Annotated in this window: 17 protein-coding genes; all 17 read left to right on the plus strand. The window is 74.4% G+C overall.

Annotated features, from left to right (window positions below; genetic code table 11):
* The first annotated feature begins 41 nt into the window (after window positions 1-41).
* Window positions 42-743, plus strand: coding sequence for a thioesterase II family protein (locus tag FHX78_RS24925; protein WP_145869631.1), 702 nt, complete (start codon window positions 42-44; stop codon window positions 741-743).
* A gap of 53 nt (window positions 744-796) precedes the next feature.
* Entirely contained in the window at window positions 797-1,621 is an 825-nt protein-coding gene (locus tag FHX78_RS24930) for a mycofactocin-coupled SDR family oxidoreductase (RefSeq protein ID WP_145869632.1), read from the plus strand.
* A gap of 42 nt (window positions 1,622-1,663) precedes the next feature.
* On the plus strand, window positions 1,664-4,573 hold the full coding sequence (locus tag FHX78_RS24935; RefSeq protein ID WP_229924107.1) for an amino acid adenylation domain-containing protein: 2,910 nt from the start codon (window positions 1,664-1,666) through the stop codon (window positions 4,571-4,573).
* Between the two features lie 58 nt (window positions 4,574-4,631).
* The gene (locus tag FHX78_RS24940) at window positions 4,632-6,422 is read left to right on the plus strand and encodes a non-ribosomal peptide synthetase (RefSeq protein ID WP_145869633.1); all 1,791 of its coding nucleotides are present in this window, start codon (window positions 4,632-4,634) and stop codon (window positions 6,420-6,422) included.
* A complete protein-coding gene (locus tag FHX78_RS24945; RefSeq protein ID WP_229924106.1) occupies window positions 6,419-7,639 on the plus strand; it encodes an NAD(P)/FAD-dependent oxidoreductase in 1,221 nt (406 codons plus the stop codon). The genes FHX78_RS24940 and FHX78_RS24945 overlap by 4 nt, the downstream gene beginning before the upstream one ends.
* Before the next feature lie 236 nt (window positions 7,640-7,875).
* The gene (locus FHX78_RS24950; protein WP_167531849.1) at window positions 7,876-8,700 is read left to right on the plus strand and encodes an alpha/beta fold hydrolase; all 825 of its coding nucleotides are present in this window, start codon (window positions 7,876-7,878) and stop codon (window positions 8,698-8,700) included.
* Window positions 8,701-8,716: 16 nt separating this feature from the next.
* Window positions 8,717-9,718, plus strand: coding sequence for a thioesterase family protein (locus tag FHX78_RS24955; RefSeq protein ID WP_145869635.1), 1,002 nt, complete (start codon window positions 8,717-8,719; stop codon window positions 9,716-9,718).
* A 29-nt stretch (window positions 9,719-9,747) separates the two neighbouring features.
* Window positions 9,748-10,473, plus strand: coding sequence for a 2-hydroxychromene-2-carboxylate isomerase (locus tag FHX78_RS24960; protein WP_145869636.1), 726 nt, complete (start codon window positions 9,748-9,750; stop codon window positions 10,471-10,473).
* An 84-nt stretch (window positions 10,474-10,557) separates the two neighbouring features.
* Window positions 10,558-12,288 (plus strand): phytoene desaturase family protein, encoded by a 1,731-nt coding sequence (locus FHX78_RS24965; protein WP_145869637.1) that lies wholly within the window; start codon window positions 10,558-10,560, stop codon window positions 12,286-12,288.
* A gap of 104 nt (window positions 12,289-12,392) precedes the next feature.
* Window positions 12,393-12,653 (plus strand): acyl carrier protein, encoded by a 261-nt coding sequence (locus FHX78_RS24970; RefSeq protein ID WP_145869638.1) that lies wholly within the window; start codon window positions 12,393-12,395, stop codon window positions 12,651-12,653.
* Between the two features lie 116 nt (window positions 12,654-12,769).
* Window positions 12,770-14,026, plus strand: a complete 1,257-nt coding sequence (locus tag FHX78_RS24975) for a beta-ketoacyl-[acyl-carrier-protein] synthase family protein (protein WP_145869639.1) — start codon at window positions 12,770-12,772, stop codon at window positions 14,024-14,026.
* Window positions 14,023-15,162 (plus strand): beta-ketoacyl-[acyl-carrier-protein] synthase family protein, encoded by a 1,140-nt coding sequence (locus FHX78_RS24980; RefSeq protein WP_145869640.1) that lies wholly within the window; start codon window positions 14,023-14,025, stop codon window positions 15,160-15,162. Before FHX78_RS24975 ends, FHX78_RS24980 begins: the two co-directional genes overlap by 4 nt.
* Window positions 15,159-16,112, plus strand: a complete 954-nt coding sequence (locus FHX78_RS24985; RefSeq protein WP_145869641.1) for a beta-ketoacyl synthase N-terminal-like domain-containing protein — start codon at window positions 15,159-15,161, stop codon at window positions 16,110-16,112. The genes FHX78_RS24980 and FHX78_RS24985 overlap by 4 nt, the downstream gene beginning before the upstream one ends.
* 91 nt (window positions 16,113-16,203) lie before the next feature.
* On the plus strand, window positions 16,204-17,319 hold the full coding sequence (locus FHX78_RS24990) for a beta-ketoacyl synthase N-terminal-like domain-containing protein (RefSeq protein WP_145869642.1): 1,116 nt from the start codon (window positions 16,204-16,206) through the stop codon (window positions 17,317-17,319).
* A 40-nt stretch (window positions 17,320-17,359) separates the two neighbouring features.
* On the plus strand, window positions 17,360-17,623 hold the full coding sequence (locus FHX78_RS24995; protein WP_145869643.1) for an acyl carrier protein: 264 nt from the start codon (window positions 17,360-17,362) through the stop codon (window positions 17,621-17,623).
* Window positions 17,620-18,024, plus strand: a complete 405-nt coding sequence (locus FHX78_RS25000) for a 3-hydroxyacyl-ACP dehydratase FabZ family protein (RefSeq protein WP_145869644.1) — start codon at window positions 17,620-17,622, stop codon at window positions 18,022-18,024. The genes FHX78_RS24995 and FHX78_RS25000 overlap by 4 nt, the downstream gene beginning before the upstream one ends.
* On the plus strand, window positions 18,018-18,488 hold the full coding sequence (locus tag FHX78_RS25005) for a 3-hydroxyacyl-ACP dehydratase FabZ family protein (protein ID WP_145869645.1): 471 nt from the start codon (window positions 18,018-18,020) through the stop codon (window positions 18,486-18,488). The genes FHX78_RS25000 and FHX78_RS25005 overlap by 7 nt, the downstream gene beginning before the upstream one ends.
* Window positions 18,489-18,534 lie beyond the last annotated feature (46 nt).

An 18,534-nucleotide genomic window follows, 5' to 3' on the forward strand; every position in this document is an offset into this window, starting at 1 on the left:
CGCCCCACACCGCACCACTCAGCACAGAAAAGGGAATCACCATGGCAAAGACGGTCGTGCTCTGCGTGCCGTTCGCCGGGGCCGGCGCCTCGGTCTTCCGCCCCTGGGTGCCGCTCGCCCAGGACCGGTTCGACCTCGCGGCCGTCCAGCTCCCCGGCCGTGAGCAGCGCTTCGCGGAGGAGCCCTACCAGGACGCGGTCGCCGCCGCCGACGGGCTGCTGCCCGAGGTCCTGGAGCGCGTCAAGGGCGCCGGCCCGGTCGTCCTGTTCGGCCACAGCCTCGGCGCGGTCCTGTCGTACGAGATCGCCCACCGGCTCGCCGCCACCGACGGCGTCGAGCTGGCCGCCCTGGTGGTCAGCGGCTCGCCCGGACCGTGGACCCGCCGCGAGAACGGCGCCAGCGGACTCGACGACGACCAGTTCCTGGAGCGGGTCAAGGAGTTCGCCGGCTACCGCCACGACGCCCTGGAGGACCCGGAGATGCGGGAGCTGCTGCTGCCCACGCTCCGCGCCGACGTGGAGATGCACGAGAGCTACGTCCCGTCCTCCGACCGGCCGCTGCCCGCCCCGATCGTCTCCGTGCGCGGCACCACCGACACCCTCGTCACCACCGAGCAGGCCATGGAGTGGTCCAAGGCCACCAGCGGGGACTTCCGGTTCGTCGAGGTCGAGGGCGGCCACATGTACCTGGTCGACAACCCCGAGGGCCTGATCGACGTGCTCGCGGACGTCCGCCCCGCCTGAGCCGGCGCGACGGGCCCGGCCCAACCCCCACCACCAACGTTCAAGGAGTCCTGGTGCGCCTGCAAGGAAAGACCGTCGTCGTGACGGGAGCCGCGCGCGGGGTCGGCCGTGCCTGCGCGCTGGCGTTCAGCCGGGAGGGCGCCGATCTCGCCCTGCTCGACGTGTGCGGCGACGTGGACGGCGTGCCCTACCCGCTGGGCACCGCCAGCCAGCTGGACCACACCGCGCGGCTCTGCCGCGAGCAGGGCGCCGCCGTGCTCACGGCCACCGCCGACGTCCGCGACGGCGCCGCCCTGCGCGCGGCGGTCGACGCCACGCTCGACCGGTTCGGCGCCGTCGACGTCCTCGTCAACAACGCGGGCATCGTGGCGCCGTCCGGCCGGACCACGCACGAGATCGGCGAGGACGAGTGGCAGGTGATGCTCGACGTCAACCTGTCCGGCGCCTGGCGCATGATCTCGCTGGTCGGCCCGCACATGGTGGCCCGCCGCTCCGGCAGCATCGTCAACGTCGCCTCCACCGCCGGGCTGGTCGGCTACCGGCACTTCGCCGGCTACACCGCCTCCAAGCACGGCCTGATCGGGCTGACCCGGGCCACCGCCCTGGACTACGCCCCGCTCAAGGTCCGCGTCAACGCCCTGTGCCCGGGCTCCATCCGGGACGACAGCGCCGCCGAGGGCCGGATGCTCACCGAGATCGCCAGGTCGCTGGAGCTGCCGGTCGGCGAGCACGAGCAGACCTTCGTCCAGTCGCAGCCGATGAACGCGCTGATCGAACCGGAGGACGTGGCGGGCGCCGCGCTCTGGCTGGCCTCCGACGAGTCCAGGCAGGTGACCGGCTCCGTGCTGACCGTCGACGGCGGCTTCACCATCCGCTGAGCCACCCGCCGAGCCATCACAACCATGCCTAGGGGACCAGTCGTGTCGATCACTCACCAGGACGCCGCCGTCGCGCCGCGCACGCCCGAGCGGTCCGCCGCCCCGGCCGGCGCGGCCTGCCACGCGCTGCGCGTCCGCCTCACCGCCGGGCCGGCGGCGGACGGACCGGACGCGCTCGCCGCCCGGTTCACCGCCCTGGCCGCCGCGCTGCCCGCCGCCACCGCGCCGGCGGCGGCCGCCCCCGGCACCGCGCGGCTGTGGACCGAGCGGGTGCCGTGCGGCGCCGGCGCGCCCGCCGCCCGGCGGTGGCGGGACCGCGAACTCGGCCGCCCGCTGCCCGCCGGGGGCGCCCCGCTGCGCGCGGTGCTGCTGCACTACGCCGACGACGCCGCCGACCTGATCGTGGTCGCCCACCGGGCCGCCCTGGACACGACGGCCCTGCACGCCTTCACCGCCCGGCTGCTCGGCGGCACGGGCGACTTCGCCCCCACCGCCGGGAGGGCGCCGGACGCCGAAGGCGGCGCGGACGGGACCGCCGGCCGGCCCGACTGGGGGCTCGGCCGCCCGCACGGCCCGGACACCCCCGTGACCCGTGTGCTGCCCCTGCCGCCCGGGCACCCCGAGACGGACGCCGAGGGCTGGGCCACGGCCCTCGGCGTCGTCCTCGCCCGCTACGAGGGCGTCACCCGGCCCGCGCTCGCCCTGCTCGCCCCGGGCCGCCCGGCCGTCCCGGCACCGGTCGCGGCGGACGGCGGGCACACCCTCGGCACCGTCGACAAGGAACTGCGCGCCGCCCTGGCCGCCGACGGGGACCACCCCGCCCCGGCCGCCGCCGTGGGCCTGGTGTGCGCCGACCGCGACCCGGCCGCCGGACTGCCCGGCGCCGACCACGCCGAGTACCGGCCGTTCCTGCTGCCGCCCTTCCCGGTGACCGTCACCGTCACCCGGGACGCGACCGGCGGGCGCGCCCTGCGCTGCGACCACTCCGCGCGCACGCTCTCCGACGACATCGCCGACCAGCTGCTGCGGCACGTCAGCCGGGTGCACCGCACGCTCGCCGAGGCCCCGGACACCCTCGTCGCCGACGCCCGTCCCTGGGACGAGGAGGACGACGCCCGCCGCGCCGAGCACCGCCGGTCCGCGCCGCCACCGCCCTTCACGCCCCGGCGCGTCGACACCGCCGTCGCCGAGATCGCCGCCGCCCGGCCGGACGCCGTCGCCGTGCGCCACGAGGGCACCCGGCTGACGTACGGCGCACTCGACCACCGCGCCGACCGGCTGGCGCACGCCCTGCGCACCCTCGGTGTACGGGACCGCGACCGGGTCGGGGTGTGCCTGGACCGCTCCGCCGAACTGATCGTCGTACTGCTCGCGGTGCTCAAGGCGGGCGCCACCTACGTGCCGATGGACCCCGCCCACCCGGAGGACCGGCTCGCCTACACGACCGCCGACGCCGGACTCACCACGGTCGTCACCGACCGCGCCGGCTTCCCCGGCGGCACCGCCGCCCGCGTCCTGACCCCCGCCGCGCTCGAGGAGCTGGCCCCCGAACGGTGCGACGGGCCCCCGCCGTCGGAGACCGGCGCCGACGACCCGGCGTACGTCATCTACACCTCCGGCTCCACCGGCCGCCCCAAGGGCTGCGTCATCCCGCACGTCAACGTGCTCGCCCTGATGGCCGCCACCACCGGCGACTTCGGACTCGGCGCCGACGACACCTGGACGCTGTTCCACTCCAGCGCCTTCGACTTCTCGGTGTGGGAGATCTGGGGCTGTCTGCTCACCGGGGGCCGGCTCGTGGTCGTCCCCTACTGGGTGTCGCGCTCCCCGGAGGACTTCCACCGGCTGCTGCGCGAGGAGCGGGTGACGGTGCTCAGCCAGACCCCGTCGGCCTTCGCCCACCTGGTGGAGGTCGAGCGGGACGGCGCGGACCCCGCGCCGGTCCGGCTGGTCGTCTTCGGCGGCGAGGGGCTCGACCCGCGGATGCTGCTGCCCTGGTTCGACCGCCACCCGGAGACCGCGTGCCGGGTGGTCAACATGTACGGCATCACCGAGACCACGGTGCACGTGACCGCGCAGACCGTCACCCGGGCCGAGGCCCTCACCGCCTCCAAGTCGGTCGGGCACGCGCTGCCCGGCTGGTGGGTGCGGGTCGCCGACCCCGAGGGCCGGCCGCTGCCCGCCGGAGTCGCCGGGGAGATCTACGTCGGCGGCGCCGGCGTCGCCGCCCACTACCTGAACCAGCCCGACCTCACCGCGCAGCGCTTCCTGACCGACGCGCGCACCGGTGAACGCCTCTACCGCAGCGGCGACAAGGGCCGGCTGCTGCCCGACGGCCGGCTGGAGCACCTGGGCCGGCTGGACAGCCAGGTCAAGCTGCGCGGCTTCCGCATCGAACTGGACGAGATCCGCTCCGTGCTGCTGGACCACCCGCAGGTCACGGCGGCGGCCGTGGTGCTCAACCGGACCGACCCGGACGACGCGGCGACCGCCCAGCTCGACGCGTACGTGGTGATGGACGGCGACGACACCGCCTCCGTGCGGCAGCGCGCCGGCCGCTTCCTGCCCGCGTACATGGTCCCGTCCACGGTCACCGCCCTGGAGCGGATGCCGCTCACCACCAACGGCAAGCTCGACACCCGCCGGCTGCCCCGGCCCGCCCCGACGGCCGCCCCCGCCGCGCCCGCCGCCCCGGAGGCCGTCACCGCGCCCGCCGGGCCCGTGGCGGCGCCGGGCGGCGACCCGTTCGAGCAGGTGCTGCTGGAGGTCTGGAGCGAGGTGCTCGGCGTGTCCGTCGGCCCGGACGACAACTTCTTCGACCTGGGCGGCAATTCGCTGCTCGCCATGCGGGTGGGCGCCGCGCTGCGCCGGCGCGGCGGGCACACGGTGGCCATGCGCGACCTGTACCTGCGCCCGACGATCCGGCAGCTCGCCGCGGACCGCGCCGGATGACCCGCGACGGCCTCGACCCCACCGGACGCAGGACACGCAGGACACGCAGGAGACGCAAGTGACCCACGAGGACAACACGATGGCCGACCCGACCCTTGTCGAACTCTTCCAGGCGCAGGCGGCGCGCACCCCGGACGCGGTCGCCGTGCACAGCGGCGGACGGGAGCTGGACTACGCCGGGCTCAACCGCCGGGCCAACCTGCTCGCGCACCGGCTGCTGAGCCGCGGCATCGGCCCGGAGGACGTGGTCGGGGTCCGGCTGCCCCGCTCCGCCGACCTGCTGGTGGCCCTGCTGGGCGTGCTCAAGACCGGTGCCGCCTATGTGCCGGTCGACGCCGACTGCCCGGCCGGGCGGCTGGCGTACATCGTCGAGGACACCGGCCTGCGGCTGATGCTCGTACCGGACGGCGAGGACACCGGCGCGGCCGGGGACGGCCCGCTGACCGTCCCCGTGCCCGCCGAGGTCGACGCCGCCGAGGCGGCCGGCGCCCTCGCGCACGACCCGACCGACGCCGACCGGCCGGCCCCGCTCACCGCCCGCAACCTGGCGTACGTCATCTACACCTCCGGCTCCACCGGCCGCCCCAAGGGCGTGACCGTGCAGCACGACACGCTCGTGCGCTACCTGGAGTTCGCCCGCGCCGCCTACCCGGGCCTGGCGGACAGCGCGCTGCTGCACTCCCCGGTGGCGTTCGACCTCACGGTCACCGCGCTGTACGGGCCGCTGCTGCAGGGCGGCCGGGTGTGCGTCGGATCGCTGGACCGGGAGCCCGAGCCCGGTACGGCGGCGGGCCGGCCCGCCTTCGTCAAGGCCACCCCCTCGCACCTGCCGCTGCTCACCGCGCTGCCCGCCGAGCTGTCCCCGACCGGTGAACTGGTCGTCGGCGGCGAGATGCTGATCGGCGACGTGGTCGAGCGGTGGCGGAAGACCCACCCCGGCGCGACCGTCGTCAACGAGTACGGCCCGACCGAGGCGACCGTCGGCTGCTGCGTGTTCTCCCTCGCCCCCGACGACCCGGCCGAGCCGGGCGCCACCCCCATCGGCCGCCCCACCCCGGGCACCGAACTGCACGTCCTGGACGAGCGGCTGAACCCTGTCCCGGCCGGCACCGAGGGCGAGCTGTACATCGCGGGCGGCCAGGTCGCGCGCGGCTACCTGGGCCGGCCCGGGCTGACCGCGGAACGGTTCGTGGCCGCGCCCGGCGGCGGACGCATGTACCGCACCGGCGACATCGCGCGGATGCGGCCCGACGGGAACCTGGAGTACCTGGGCCGCACCGACGACCAGGTCAAGATCCGCGGCTACCGCATCGAACTGGGCGAGGTCACCTCCGTGATGGCCGCCCAGGCCGGGGTGCGGCAGGCGGCCGTGATCGCCCGCGAGGACGCCGCCGGCGACCGCTACCTGGCGGGCTACGTCGTCCCCGAGGACGGCGACGCCCCCGACCCGGCCGGACTGCGCGAGTCCGTCGCCCGGCTGCTGCCCCCGTACATGGTCCCGTCGGCCGTCGTCGTGGTCGGCGCCCTGCCGCTGACCTCCAACGGCAAGCTCGACAAGGACGCCCTGCCCGAACCGCCCGCCGCCGACGCCCCCACGGGCGCCGCGCCGCGCAGCGAGGCCGAGGTCCGGCTGTGCGCCCTGTACGCCGAGGTCCTCGGCCTGCCCGCGGTCCACCTCGACGACGACTTCTTCAGCCGGGGCGGGGACAGCCTGCGCGCCGCCCGCCTCGCCACCAAGGCCCGCAGGGCCGGCTGGACCTTCGGCCTGCGCGACGTACTGGAACTGCGCACCCCGCGCGCCCTGGCGGCGTACGCCCCCGAAGCCCCGGCCGAGGGAGCGCTGTCGTGACCGCCGGACCCCTGGGCAGCGCCGGGCACGTGGTCGTCGTCGGTGCCTCCGTCGGTGGCAGCCGACTCGCGGCGGGACTGCGCGAGACCGGTCACACCGGGCGGATCACCCTGGTCGACCCCGACCCGGACGCCCCCTACGACCGGCCGCCGCTGTCCAAGCAGATCCTCGCCGGGGACTGGGACGCGGAGCGCGCCTCGCTCGGCGACCCCGCGCGGTGGGACGCCGCACACGTGGTCGCCGCGGCGGCCGCGCTGGACACCGGACAGCGCCGGCTGCACCTCGACGACGGCACCCGCCTCGGCTACGACCGGCTGGTCCTGGCCTGCGGTGCCGCGCCCCGCACCCTCCCCGGCATGCCGCGCGGAGGTGTGCACGTGCTGCGCACCCTCGCCGACTGCCACCGGCTGCGGGCCGGCCTCGACCGTGCGCGCCACGGCCGGCTGGTCGTCGTCGGCGGCGGTCTCATCGGCGCCGAGGTGGCCTCCACCGCCCGCGCCCGCGGCATGGACGTGACCGTGGTGGAGGCCCTGCCCGCACCGCTGTCCGGGCTGCTCGGCGAGGAGGTGGCCGCCGAACTCGCCCTGCTCCACGCCGACAACGGCGTACGGCTGCTCACCGGCACCGGCGTCACCGCACTGCTCGGCGAGCCGGACGTCACCGGCGTCGCCCTCACCGACGGCCGGGTGCTGCCCGCCGACGTCGTGGTCGTCGGCATCGGCGTGCGCCCCGCCACCGGCTGGCTGGCCGGCTCCGGCGTCCCGCTGCACGACGACGGCGGCATCCTGTGCGACGCGTACGGCGCCGCCGACGCCGGACGCACCGTATACGCCGTCGGCGACGCCGCCCGCTGGTACGACCCGCTGCTCGCCCGGCACGTCCGCGTGGAGCACTGGACCAACGCCGTGGCACAGGCCGACGCCGTCGCCCGCAGCATCACCGGGCCCGAACCGGTGCCCAGCGGCGGCGAGTTCTTCGTCTGGTCCGACCAGTACGGCGGCAAGATCACCGTGCTCGGCCGGCCGGGACCCGACGACGACATCACCGTGGTCCGCGCCGGCGGCGGGCGCCGCCGCTTCGCCGTCGCCTACCGGCGCGGCACGCGACTGGCCGCCGTACTGACCGTCAACTGGCCCAAGGCCCTGCTGACGGCCCGGCGGGCGCTGTCGGCGCACGGCGGCGCGGACGACGTCGTCACCACCTGGAAAGCCCTGTAGTCGCAGCTTGCTGAAACGGCCCTTTCGGTCGGCCGCAATTCCTGGATGATTTGAGTGTGCGGCGCGCCGAAAAGCGCGCCCCGTGCGGCGGATTGCATATCGCTGCAAAATCCCCGGCCGACCGTCTGGCGGCACGGAAAGAGTTGTTAGCGTGGCGGGCGTCCGCCGGGCGGAAAGAATTCTGCTGCCCCGGCACAATCCTCCGCTGCCCGAATTTCTTCGGAAAGGGATGTCCGGTGCTCCGACAAGGCGATGTCGAGCCGCTCGTGCTCAGGCAGCGGACCGGGTCCGGCGAAGCCGGCCGGCGTGCGCTGCTGCTGCACGGCCTCGGCAGCAGCGAGAGCTGCTGGGACGCCTTCGTGGAACACCGGCCGCCCGGACTGGAGTTGTGGAGCGCCGGCCTGCCCTGGCGGGCGGGCGGCACCTTCGCGGTGGCCGAACGCGACGACAGCGCCTGGATCACCGAGGCGATCCGCCGGATCCCCGGCGGCGCCGACGTGGTGATCGCCCACTCCTACGCCACGGTCCTGCTGCTCACCCTGCTCGCCGACCTGGCGGCGGCCGGCCGGGACCCGCGCGAGGAACTCGGCGTGCGGGGCGTCGTCCTGGTCTCGCCGTTCTACCGGGAGCACCCGGAGGACTTCACCTGGGCCGAGCTGCCCGCCTTCCTCGACCTGCTGCGGCTGGGCGCGGAGGACGGCATCAGCGCCAGGTCGCGCAAGCCGCTCGCCCCGGACCTGCGGGCCGAGATGGCCGAACGGTCCTGCGAACAGCTCGGCCCGCACTGGGTCGTCCGCCACCTGCACGTCTACCTGCGCACCCCCTTCCTGCCCGTCGACCTGGTGGGCCTGCCCGTGCACGTCGTCATCGGCGACCGGGACCCGATCGCGCCACCGGCCGAGGGCGCACGCCTCGCGGCCCGGCTCGGCAACGCCTCGATCCACCGCATCGAGGGCTGCGCGCACACCCCGATGGCCGAGCGCCCTGACCTCTTCTCGCTCGCCGTCCAGCAATTCCTCACCACGCTGCCGGCGGGGCACCCCCCGGCGGCGGTCACCTGAGTACGGGAGAACATCGATGGCCACCCTGACCGATGTCGACATCAAGAAACTGCTGACCGAATCGAGTTCGGTGACGATGCGCCCCTCCTACGAGGGCGGCAACATCAATACCGCGATCGGTTTCAAGTGCGACAACTACCTGCTCGAAGCGGCGGTGCTCGACCACTTCCGGGCCGTCGGCCTCGGCGCCACCGAGCTGTACCTGGTGCACGGCGTCAACTTCGACGTGGTCGGCGTCGACACCCGGCTGCACACCGTGCTCACCCTGGACGACGACGTGACCGTCGAGGTCACCCCGAAGACCAAGGACACCGACCGCGAGATGGTGTTCGCGGTGGCCGCGATCGTCGAGCGCGACGGCGCCCCCAAGAAGGCCGTCACCTCCAAGTTCCGTGTGCTGCTGCGCCGTGACACCGCCATCCCCGACCCCGCGCCGCTCCCCGCGGAGCTGGAGCGCTTCGTGGTCGACCGGCTCGCCACCGCCGAGCCCGCCGAGCTGGCCTCCGCCCCGGTGGACGACCTGCACGGCGCCTTCCACCGCGGTGAGGACGCCTCCACCGACCCGGTGCTCGCCGAGATCATCGGCGACGACAACGCCATCGGCTGGAAGTGGCGCATCCCCTACTACTACTGCCACTTCACCGAGCGCATGCAGATGTCGGGCTACCTGCGCCAGATGGAGGAGGCCAAGCACCTCTTCGTCGCCTCCCGCGGCATCAGCATCAAGCGGCTCCTCGACGAGCGCGGCTGGATCCCCGTGGTGACGCAGAACAAGCTGCGCTTCACCGACGAGGCGGTCATGGAGGAGGACCTGTACTCGGTCTACACCGTGGAGTCGGTCTTCAAGGACATGCTCTACACCTCCCGCATGGACTTCTACGTGGTGCGCGACGGCAAGCTCGTCAAGACCGCCACCGGCGAGATCACCCACGGCTACTGCCACAAGGAGACCCCCGACTCGGAGTGGCAGATGGCCGTCTTCGACGACGAGGTCCTGCGCGCGCTGCGCGGCGAGTGACCACCGACCCCACAGCCCGGAGGACACCCATGGCTTCCCGCCGCCGGCCGCGCTGGTACTTCTCCCTGCGCAGCCCCTACTCCTGGTTCGCGTACCGCGACCTGATGAGCACCCACCCCGAGGTGCTCGACGCCATCGACTGGCTGCCGTTCTGGGAGCCGGACGAGGAGACCGCACGGCTGCTGGCCGACGAGGGCGTCACCCTCCCGATCGTCGCCATGAGCCGGGCGAAGAACTTCTACATCCTCCAGGACACCCGCCGGCTCGCCACCGAGCGCGGGCTGGACGTCAGCTGGCCCATCGACCGCGACCCCTGCTGGGAGGTGGCCCACCTGGCGTGGATCGCCGCCGACGACGAGGGCCGCGGCAAGGAGTTCGTGGCCGCCGCCTACCAGGCCCGCTGGCAGGACGCCAAGAACATCTCCGACCCGGAGGTGATCGCCGGCATCGCCGAGGAACTCGGCCTGGACGCCCAGCGGCTGTCCACCGCGACCGAGGACCCCGACCTGCGCAAGCGGGGCGCGGCCCTGCTCGCCGAGTCCGCCCACGACGGTCTGTTCGGCGTGCCCTTCTTCCTCCACGGCCGGGACAAGTTCTGGGGCGTGGACCGGGTGCGGCCCTTCGTCCGCGCCGTCCTCGGCGCCGACGCGGCCGCACCCGCCGGGCAGCGGGCCGCCGACGCCCCGGACCCCGCCACCCACGCCGACCTGCTGGCGGCCGGCGGCGACCAGGGCCACGCCGGCGGCTGCGGCTGACCGGGCCCCGCGCCCACCCCTGACAGCCCTGGCCGGTGCGGCGGCCGGGGCCACCCACCCACGCCACATGACGAGGAGACGACTGTGGACAGCGACGCGCACGGCACCGCGCGCGGCACCGACTGGGATGCCGTCGTGGTCGGTGCCGGACTCGGCGGCCTGACCGCCGCCGCGTACCTGGCCGCCGCGGGCAAGCGCGTCCTGGTACTGGAGCAGTTCTCGATCGTGGGCGGCAACAGCCATGTGTTCCGGCGACGCCGCGCCTACGAATTCGATGTGGGCGTCCACTACCTGGGCGACTGTGCCCCCGGCGGAGTCATCCCGAGCATCCTGTCCGGCGTCGGACTCGGTGACCGGGTGGACTTCCTGGAGATGGACCAGGACGGCTTCGACCTGATCCGCGTACCGGGCGTGTCCGTCGACATGCCGGCCGGCTGGGACGCGTACCGCAAGCGTCTCACCGAGGCCATGCCCGAGGAGGCCGCGGGCCTGAACACGTTCGTCGACGTCTGCTCGGCGCTCGGCGACGAGCAGCGCTCCGCGCTGTTCGAGGCCCACGGGTGGGCGCCGCAGGACATCGCCGCCCGCACCGCCACCATCCGGCAGTGGGGCAGGCGGACGCTGGACGACCTGTTCCGGCACTGCGGGCTGTCCTCCCGGGCCCGTACCGTGCTCGCCGCCCAGGCCCCCAACTACGGGCTCACCCCGAAGCAGGCCACGGTGGCGCGGCACACCAGCGTCACCGACCACTACCTGCGCGGCGCCTACTACCCGGCCGGCGGCGGACAGGTGCTCGCCGCCGGTCTGGTCGAGGTGATCGAGGCGCACGGCGGACAGGTCCGCACCCGCAGCCGGGTGGCCCGCATCCTCGTCGAGGACGGCACGGTCCGCGGCGTCCACCTGGAGAGCGGCGAGGTCGTCACCGCCGGCCTGGTGGTGTCCAACGCCGACTACCCGCGCACCGTGCTCGAACTCGTCGGCCCGGAGCACTTCCAGAAGTCGGTCGTCACCCGCACCGCGCAGGCGAGGATGGGCATGCCCTGGCTGGTCCTCTACCTCGGTCTCGACACCGACCTGCGGGAGCGGCCCAACGCCAACCTGTGGTGGTACGACACCGACGACATCGACGGCTACTTCGACCGGGTGAGCGGCGGCGAGACGGGCGAGGTGCCCTTCCTGTTCTGCTCGTTCGCCTCGCTGAAGGACCCGCACAACCGGGAGCTCTGCCCGCCCGGCCACGCCAACCTCCAGGTGATGACGCTCTGCCCGCCGGACTACGCGTGGTGGGGCGTCGAGGAGGGACCGGCCGGCGGCGGCGACTACCGCCGCAACCCGACCTATCTGCGGCGCAAGCAGGAGCTCACCGAGGCCACCCTGGACGCCGCCGAGAAGGCCCTCGGCCCGCTGCGGCCGCACCTCACCCACATCGAGGCCGCCACCCCGCTCACCCACGAGCGGTACACCCTCTCCACCGGCGGCACCCCCTTCGGCATGGCGGAATGGGGCGGCACCGCCCGCCCCGGCACCGCCACCGCCGTCAAGGGACTGCACGTCGTCGGCGCCAGCACCCAGGCCGGCAACGGCATCGCCGGCGTCATGCTCGGCGGGATCGGCTGCGCCGGCGACATCCTCGGCGAGCCGCTGCTCGCCGCCGCCCGCGCCGGGACCGTGTACGGCGACCCGGACCTGTTGCCCGCACGGGCCGAGGGCTGGGACCCGCGGGAGGTGTGCCGCGGGTCGGCCCGCCGCACCGCCCCCGCACGCCCCCGCCCCTTCCACCTCCCGTCGCCCGGCCCCGCCGGCGCCCGCGGGTGATCCCCGGGCGGTCCGCGGGCCGGACCGCCGACCGCACCACCACGCACCACCGACCGAACCACTCACCGCACCGACCGAACACCGGAAGAACAGAGGGACATCACATGACCACGGCCATCGACACCACCGCCCAGGCCCGCATCAAGGAGATCGTCTGCGACGTCCTCGAGCTCGAGGAGGACGAGGTGACCGACAGCAGCCTCTTCAAGGAGGACCACGGCGCCGACTCGCTGCGCGCCATCGAGATCCTCGCGGGCCTCGAGAAGGAGTTCAAGATCACCATCGAGCAGTCCGAGCTGGAGCGCATGGTCAACCTCGACGGCGTCTACGCCGTGGTGGGCGAGGCCGTCGCGGCCCAGAAGTAACGGCGGGACGCCCCGCGACCCGGAGGGCCGGGCAGCACGCTCCGGCCCTCCGGTCGCCAGGCGGCCGCCCGGCCCTGTCCTCATCCAAGGCGACCACGCCGTACCGAGGGAGATTGATGTCAGTGAACGTTTCCGACGCGACGCGTGACGACGCGGCCACCCGGGTGGTGCTGACCGGGTTCGGCGTGTTCTCCAGCATCGGTGTGGGCGCCGATGAGTTCGCCGAAGGGCTGCGGGCCGGCCGCAGCGGAGCCAAGCCGATCACGCTGTTCGACACCGAGGGCTTCGCCCACGCCAACGGCTGCGAGATCACCGGCGCCGAGCCCGAGCGCTGGATCCACCACCTGCCCACCGAGACCCTGGGCCGCGCCACGCAGTTCTCCGTGGCCGCCGCCCGCATGGCCGTCGAGGCCGCCGGCGTCGACCTGGACGACCTGCGCGCCCGGCGCGGCATGATCTCCATCGGCACCACCGACGGCGAGTCCTACGAACTCGACCACCTGGTCGGCACCGAGGTCGCCTCCGGACCGGCCGCCATGGACCCCACCGTGGCCCGCCGCGTCTACCCCAACCGCCTGTCCATAGCCGCCGCCCAGGAACTCGGCCTGTCCGACGTCGAGGCGGTCACCATCGCCACCGCCTGCTCGGCCGGCAACTACGCCATCGGCCAGGGCTTCGACGCCATCCGCAGTGGCGAGGCGGACTACGCCCTGTGCGGCGGCGCCGACGCCATGTGCCGCAAGACCTTCACCGGCTTCTACCGGCTCGGCACCATCGCCCCCGACGTGTGCCGCCCCTTCGACACCGACCGCAAGGGCATCCTCACCGGCGAGGGCGCCGGCGTGCTGATGCTGGAGAGCCTCGCCTCCGCCCGCGCCCGCGGCGCCCGCATCTACGCCGAGGTCCTCGGCTACGGCATGAACTGCGACGCCTACCACCAGGTCGCCCCCAACCAGGACAGCGTCGCCCGCTGCATGGAGATCGCCCTGGAGAACGCCGGCGTCAAGCCGGACGAGGTCGACCTGATCTCCGCCCACGGCACCGGCACCAAGGCCAACGACGTCACCGAGTCCCGCGCCATCCACGACGTGTACGGCGACACCGTGCCGCGCACCGTCTCCCTGAAGTCCATGCTCGGCCACACCATGGGCGCCGCCAGCGCGCTGGCCGCCATCGCCTGCGCCCTGTCGATCCACCACGGCTTCATCCCGCCGACCATCAACCACCGGCAGACCGACCCCGAGTGCGAGATCGACTGCGTGCCCAACCAGTCCGTCGAGGCGGACCTGCGGATCGTGCAGAACAACGGCCTCGCCTTCGGCGGCAACAACTCCATCGTGATCCTCGGCAAGTACCAGGAGGACGTCCGATGAGGGTGCCCATCATCGGCGTGGGTGCCGTCGCGAGCGTCGGCCGGGACGCCGACGAGATCTTCGCCAACCTGTGCGCCGGGCGCGGCGGACTCGGCCCGATGCGCGGATTCGACGGCGAACGCTACAACGGCAAGCAGCTCTTCGAGATCGACGACCGGCCCGAGCAGGGCGCCGACCGCCCGCTGCGCGCCACCGCGTTCCTGCTGGACGCCGTCGCCCAGGCCGCCGCGGACGCCGGCCTCGGCGACGACCTGTCCGGCGTGCCGGTGCTCGTCGGCACCGGACTGCGCGAGCTGCGCTCGGCCGAGCTGTGGTGGCGCGACGGAGCGCCGTTCGGCGCCGACCGGCTGCACTTCGGCACCGCGCTGCGGGAACGGTTCGGCACCACCGACACCCTCACCGTCTCCAACGCCTGCTCCGCCTCCCTCTACACGCTCGCGCTCGGCGCCGACCTGCTGGCGGCGGGCGAGGCGGACACCGTCATCGTCGCGGGCGTCGACTCGATCACCGAGTCCATGCACGGGCTCGCCGACCGCGTCCAGCCCAACCCGCCGACCGCGCTGCGCACCCTCGACGTCAACCGCCGGGGCACCATCCTCGGCGACGGCGCGGCGGCCGTCGTCCTGCGCGGCGAGCACGTGCGCTGGCCGGGCGGCCGGCTGTGGGGCAGGCTCCGCGGCGTCGGCATGACCTGCGACGCCAAGCACCCCACCGCCCCGGACCCGGTCCAGGTCGCCGAGGCGATGCGGCAGGCGCACCGGCTGGCCGGCACCCGCCCCGAGGACATCGACCTGGTGCTGCTGCACGGCACCGGCACCCCGCTCAACGACCTCGTCGAGATCACCGCCTACGGCGAGGTGTTCGGCGAGGCCGCCGGCGGCCCGGTGCTCACCGGCATCAAGCCGATGACCGGCCACACCAGCGGCTCGGCCGGCCTGATGAGCCTCGTCACCACCCTCCAGGTGATGGCCACCGGCAAGGTGCCCCCGCTGGTCAACCTGGAGCAGCCCATCGAGGAGGCGGACGGCCTGCGGCTGGTCCGCGGCCAGGAGGCCAAGCACGAGGTGGCGCTGGCCCAGGTGCACGGATTCGGGTTCGGCGGCGTCAACGCCGTAGCGATTGTCGAGGGATCATGATGATGACCGTCACCGGCGTCGGCGTCGCCCTGCCGGGTGCCGACTCCGCCACCGCCCTGGCCACCGCGAGCCGTCCCGGGGACCCCGTCGAGCCGGCCGCCGTCCTGGGCAAGAAGGGCCTGCGCTACAAGGACCGCGCCACCCAGCTCGGGCTGTGCGCCGCGCAGCGCGTGCTGACCGACGCCGGACTCCTCGCCGACGGCGTGCTCACCGTCGACGGCACCCGCACCGCCGTGCTGGTCAGCTCCAACCTGGGCAACGTCGACACCGTCTGCCGCGTGGTGAGGACCATCGCCGACGAGGGCACCCACGGCGTCAGCCCCATGGACACCCCGAACGCCTCCAGCAACATCATCGCCTCCGAGATCGCCATCCGGTGGGGGCTCAAGGGCCCCAACCTGATGCTGTGCAACGGGCCCGCCTCGGGGCTCGACGCGATCCGCTGGGGTGCCGCGCTGCTGCGCTCCGGCCGCGCCGACCACGTCGTCGTGGTGGGCGTCGAACCGGACAACGAGATCGCGCGCGCCCTCGTCGGCGGCCCGCTGGTGGACGGCGCCGCCGCCCTGGTGCTGGAGCGCGCGGAGACCGCCGAGGCCCGCGGCGCCACCGTCCGCGCCGTGATCGGCGCCCACACCCGGGGCCCGGACGTGGCCGGCACCATCGGCGAGCTGGCCGAGGTGGAGGCCGAGCCGGCCGCCTGGTACGCGCCCGCGGCGGCCGTCCCGGCCCTGTCCGAGGGGCTGCCCGTGCACGATCTCGCCGCGGTGTGGGGCGAGTTGTCCGGCGCGCTCGGCGTGGTGCAGTGCGCGGCGGCGATCGGCGCGCTCGACGCGGGCGCCGACGGCCCGATGTGGCTGGTGGCGGGCACCGACTCCGACGACGGCGTGGCCACGCTGGTCCTGCGCCCGCCGGCACCGGCCGCCGCCCGCCCGTCACCGGCCGGCGTCTGAGCGTCCCCCGCCGGACCCCGGGCCCGCGGGTGCCGGGGAAGCCCCGGCCCCCGAGCACCACCGAGACCACCGAGCAGAACGGAATCTGACCATGACCCTTTCGGCGAGCGCGCCGGCGACCGCGACCCGGCCGGTGATCACCGCCTGGTCCGCGGTGTCGCCGTACGGCATCGGCAAGGACAGTTTCGTGGCCGGCGTACTCGCCGGACGGGACACCTCCACGCCGCTGGACTCCGGGCAGTGGGCGGCCCCCGACAGCCACGCCTGCCTGATCCCCGGCTTCGAACTGCGCGAGGTGCTGGGCAAGAAGGGCACCCGCTCCATGGACCGGGTGACCGGACTGGCTGTCACCGCCGTCCGCGACCTGCTGCGCGACTCCGGCGACCGGCGCACGGCCTCCGACGAGGAGACCGCCCTGGTGCTGGGCACCACCACCGGCAGCGCGCAGAGCATGATGGACTTCACCCGCGCCTCCCTCGAGGGCGACAAGCCGTTCTACGTCGACCCGTCGCTGATGCCGAACGCGGTGATGAACTGCGCCGCCGGCCAGTGCGCCATCTGGCACAACCTCAAGGGCCCCAACACCACCATCGCCGGCGGCCGCGTCGCCGGCCTGTCCGCGCTCAGCTACGCCGCCGGACTGCTCGCCTCCGGCCGCGCCCGCACGGTGCTGTCCGGCGCGGCCGAGGAGTTCTCCCACGCCCGCGCCTGGCTGGACCACCACCGGCGCGGCGAGGACGGCGCCGGCACCCTGCTCGGCGAGGGCTGCGCCATGTTCATGCTGGAGTCGGCCGATCCGGCCGACGCGGCGGACCGGGCCCTGGCCGAGGTGCTGGCCGTCCAGTCGCGGGTGTACTTCGACGACGACCCGGGTGAGGCGCTCGCCGCGTGCGTCGACGCCGTACTGCGGCGCGGGGGAGTGGACCGCGACGACGTGTGGGCGGTCTCGACCTCCAACCCCGCCGGGTCCGCCGGCACCCGCGAACGCGAGGTGCTCACCGCCCGCTTCGGCGCCCAGGTCCTCGACCGGGCCCCGGCCATGAGCCCCGTCGGGGACACCGCGGCCGCCTCCGCCGCCTTCCAGATCGGTTCGCTGCTGGCCGCCGCCGAGCAGTCCGCCGCCCCCGCCGGCGCCGTCGCCCTCGTCTCCTCCGTGGACGACAACGGCGTCGTCGCCTGCGCCGCGCTGCGCCTGTCCGCGCGCTGACCGACGCCCACCACGAAGCACGAAGAAGGAAGCACAGGACATGCCGATCGACGCGGCCGCCGGTCTCGACCGGGAACACCTGCGACAGCTGCTCGCCGACACCATCGACGCCGACGTCACCGACGTCCGGGACGACACCGACTTCGTCCGGACCCTTGGCGTCGACTCCCTGATGGCCCTGGAAGTGGTCGTCGTGCTGGAACGCACCTACGGCGTCAAGTTCGCCGAGGCCGAGATGAGCGAGGTGCGGACCCTGGACAGCGCCTACGAGGTGGTCCGCCGCAAACTGGGGGAGCGCCCGTGACCGGCACCGTCCTGGCCGTCCCGCGGCCGGTGCGCGCACCGGCCCGCGACGCGGACTCCGGGGCGTGGACGGCCGGGTTCACGGTGGCGGTCACCGGTGACGAGCCCGTCTTCGCCGGCCACTACCCGGACTTCCCGATCTTCCCCGGCGTCTGCGTGATGGAGTGCGTGCGCGGCGCCGCGGAGACCGCCCCGCCGCCGGACACCGGCGGACTGCGGCTGGCCGCCGTGGAGTCCGCCCGGTTCCTCTCCGCGGTCCACCCCGGCGACGAACTGACCGTCGACATCACCTGGTCCCCGCGCGGCGGGGACACCTGGCGCTGCGCCGCCAAGGTGGCCACCGGACGCGGCCCCGCCGCCTCCGTCCGCCTGCGCTACCGGCAGGAGGCGACACCGTGCTGACCGCCGCCGGCGTGCGCGCCGCCCTGCCGCACCGCTACCCGATGCTGATGGTCGACCGCGTCCTCAGCACCGGCGACGACCACATCCGGGCCGTCAAGGCCGTCACCCTCAACGAGCCCTGGTACGCCCGGCTCGGCGAGACGCCCGGCGACGACGACCTCGCCTACCCGGACTTCCTGCTGATCGAGTCCTGGACCCAGACGGCCGGCATCCTCGCCACCCGCCTGGCCGGCGACACCGCCGACGGACAGGTCATGCTGTTCGGCTCCATGAGCGGCATCGAGCTGCACCGGCGGGTCTTCCCCGGCGACACCGTGGAGCACCACGCCCGCCTGGAACGCGCCGTGAACGACACGATGATCTTCACCGGCGAGAGCACCGTCGGCGGCGCGCCGCTGCTGACGATCGGCCAGATCACCATGGCCTTCCGCCCCGGCGAGGCCCTCGCGCCGCCCGCTTCCTGAACCGCGGCGGCCCGCCCCGTGCCGTGCCCGCCCCATCCGGCCCGCC

The sequence above is a fragment of the Streptomyces capillispiralis genome (genome assembly GCF_007829875.1).
Classification (GTDB): domain Bacteria; phylum Actinomycetota; class Actinomycetes; order Streptomycetales; family Streptomycetaceae; genus Streptomyces; species Streptomyces capillispiralis.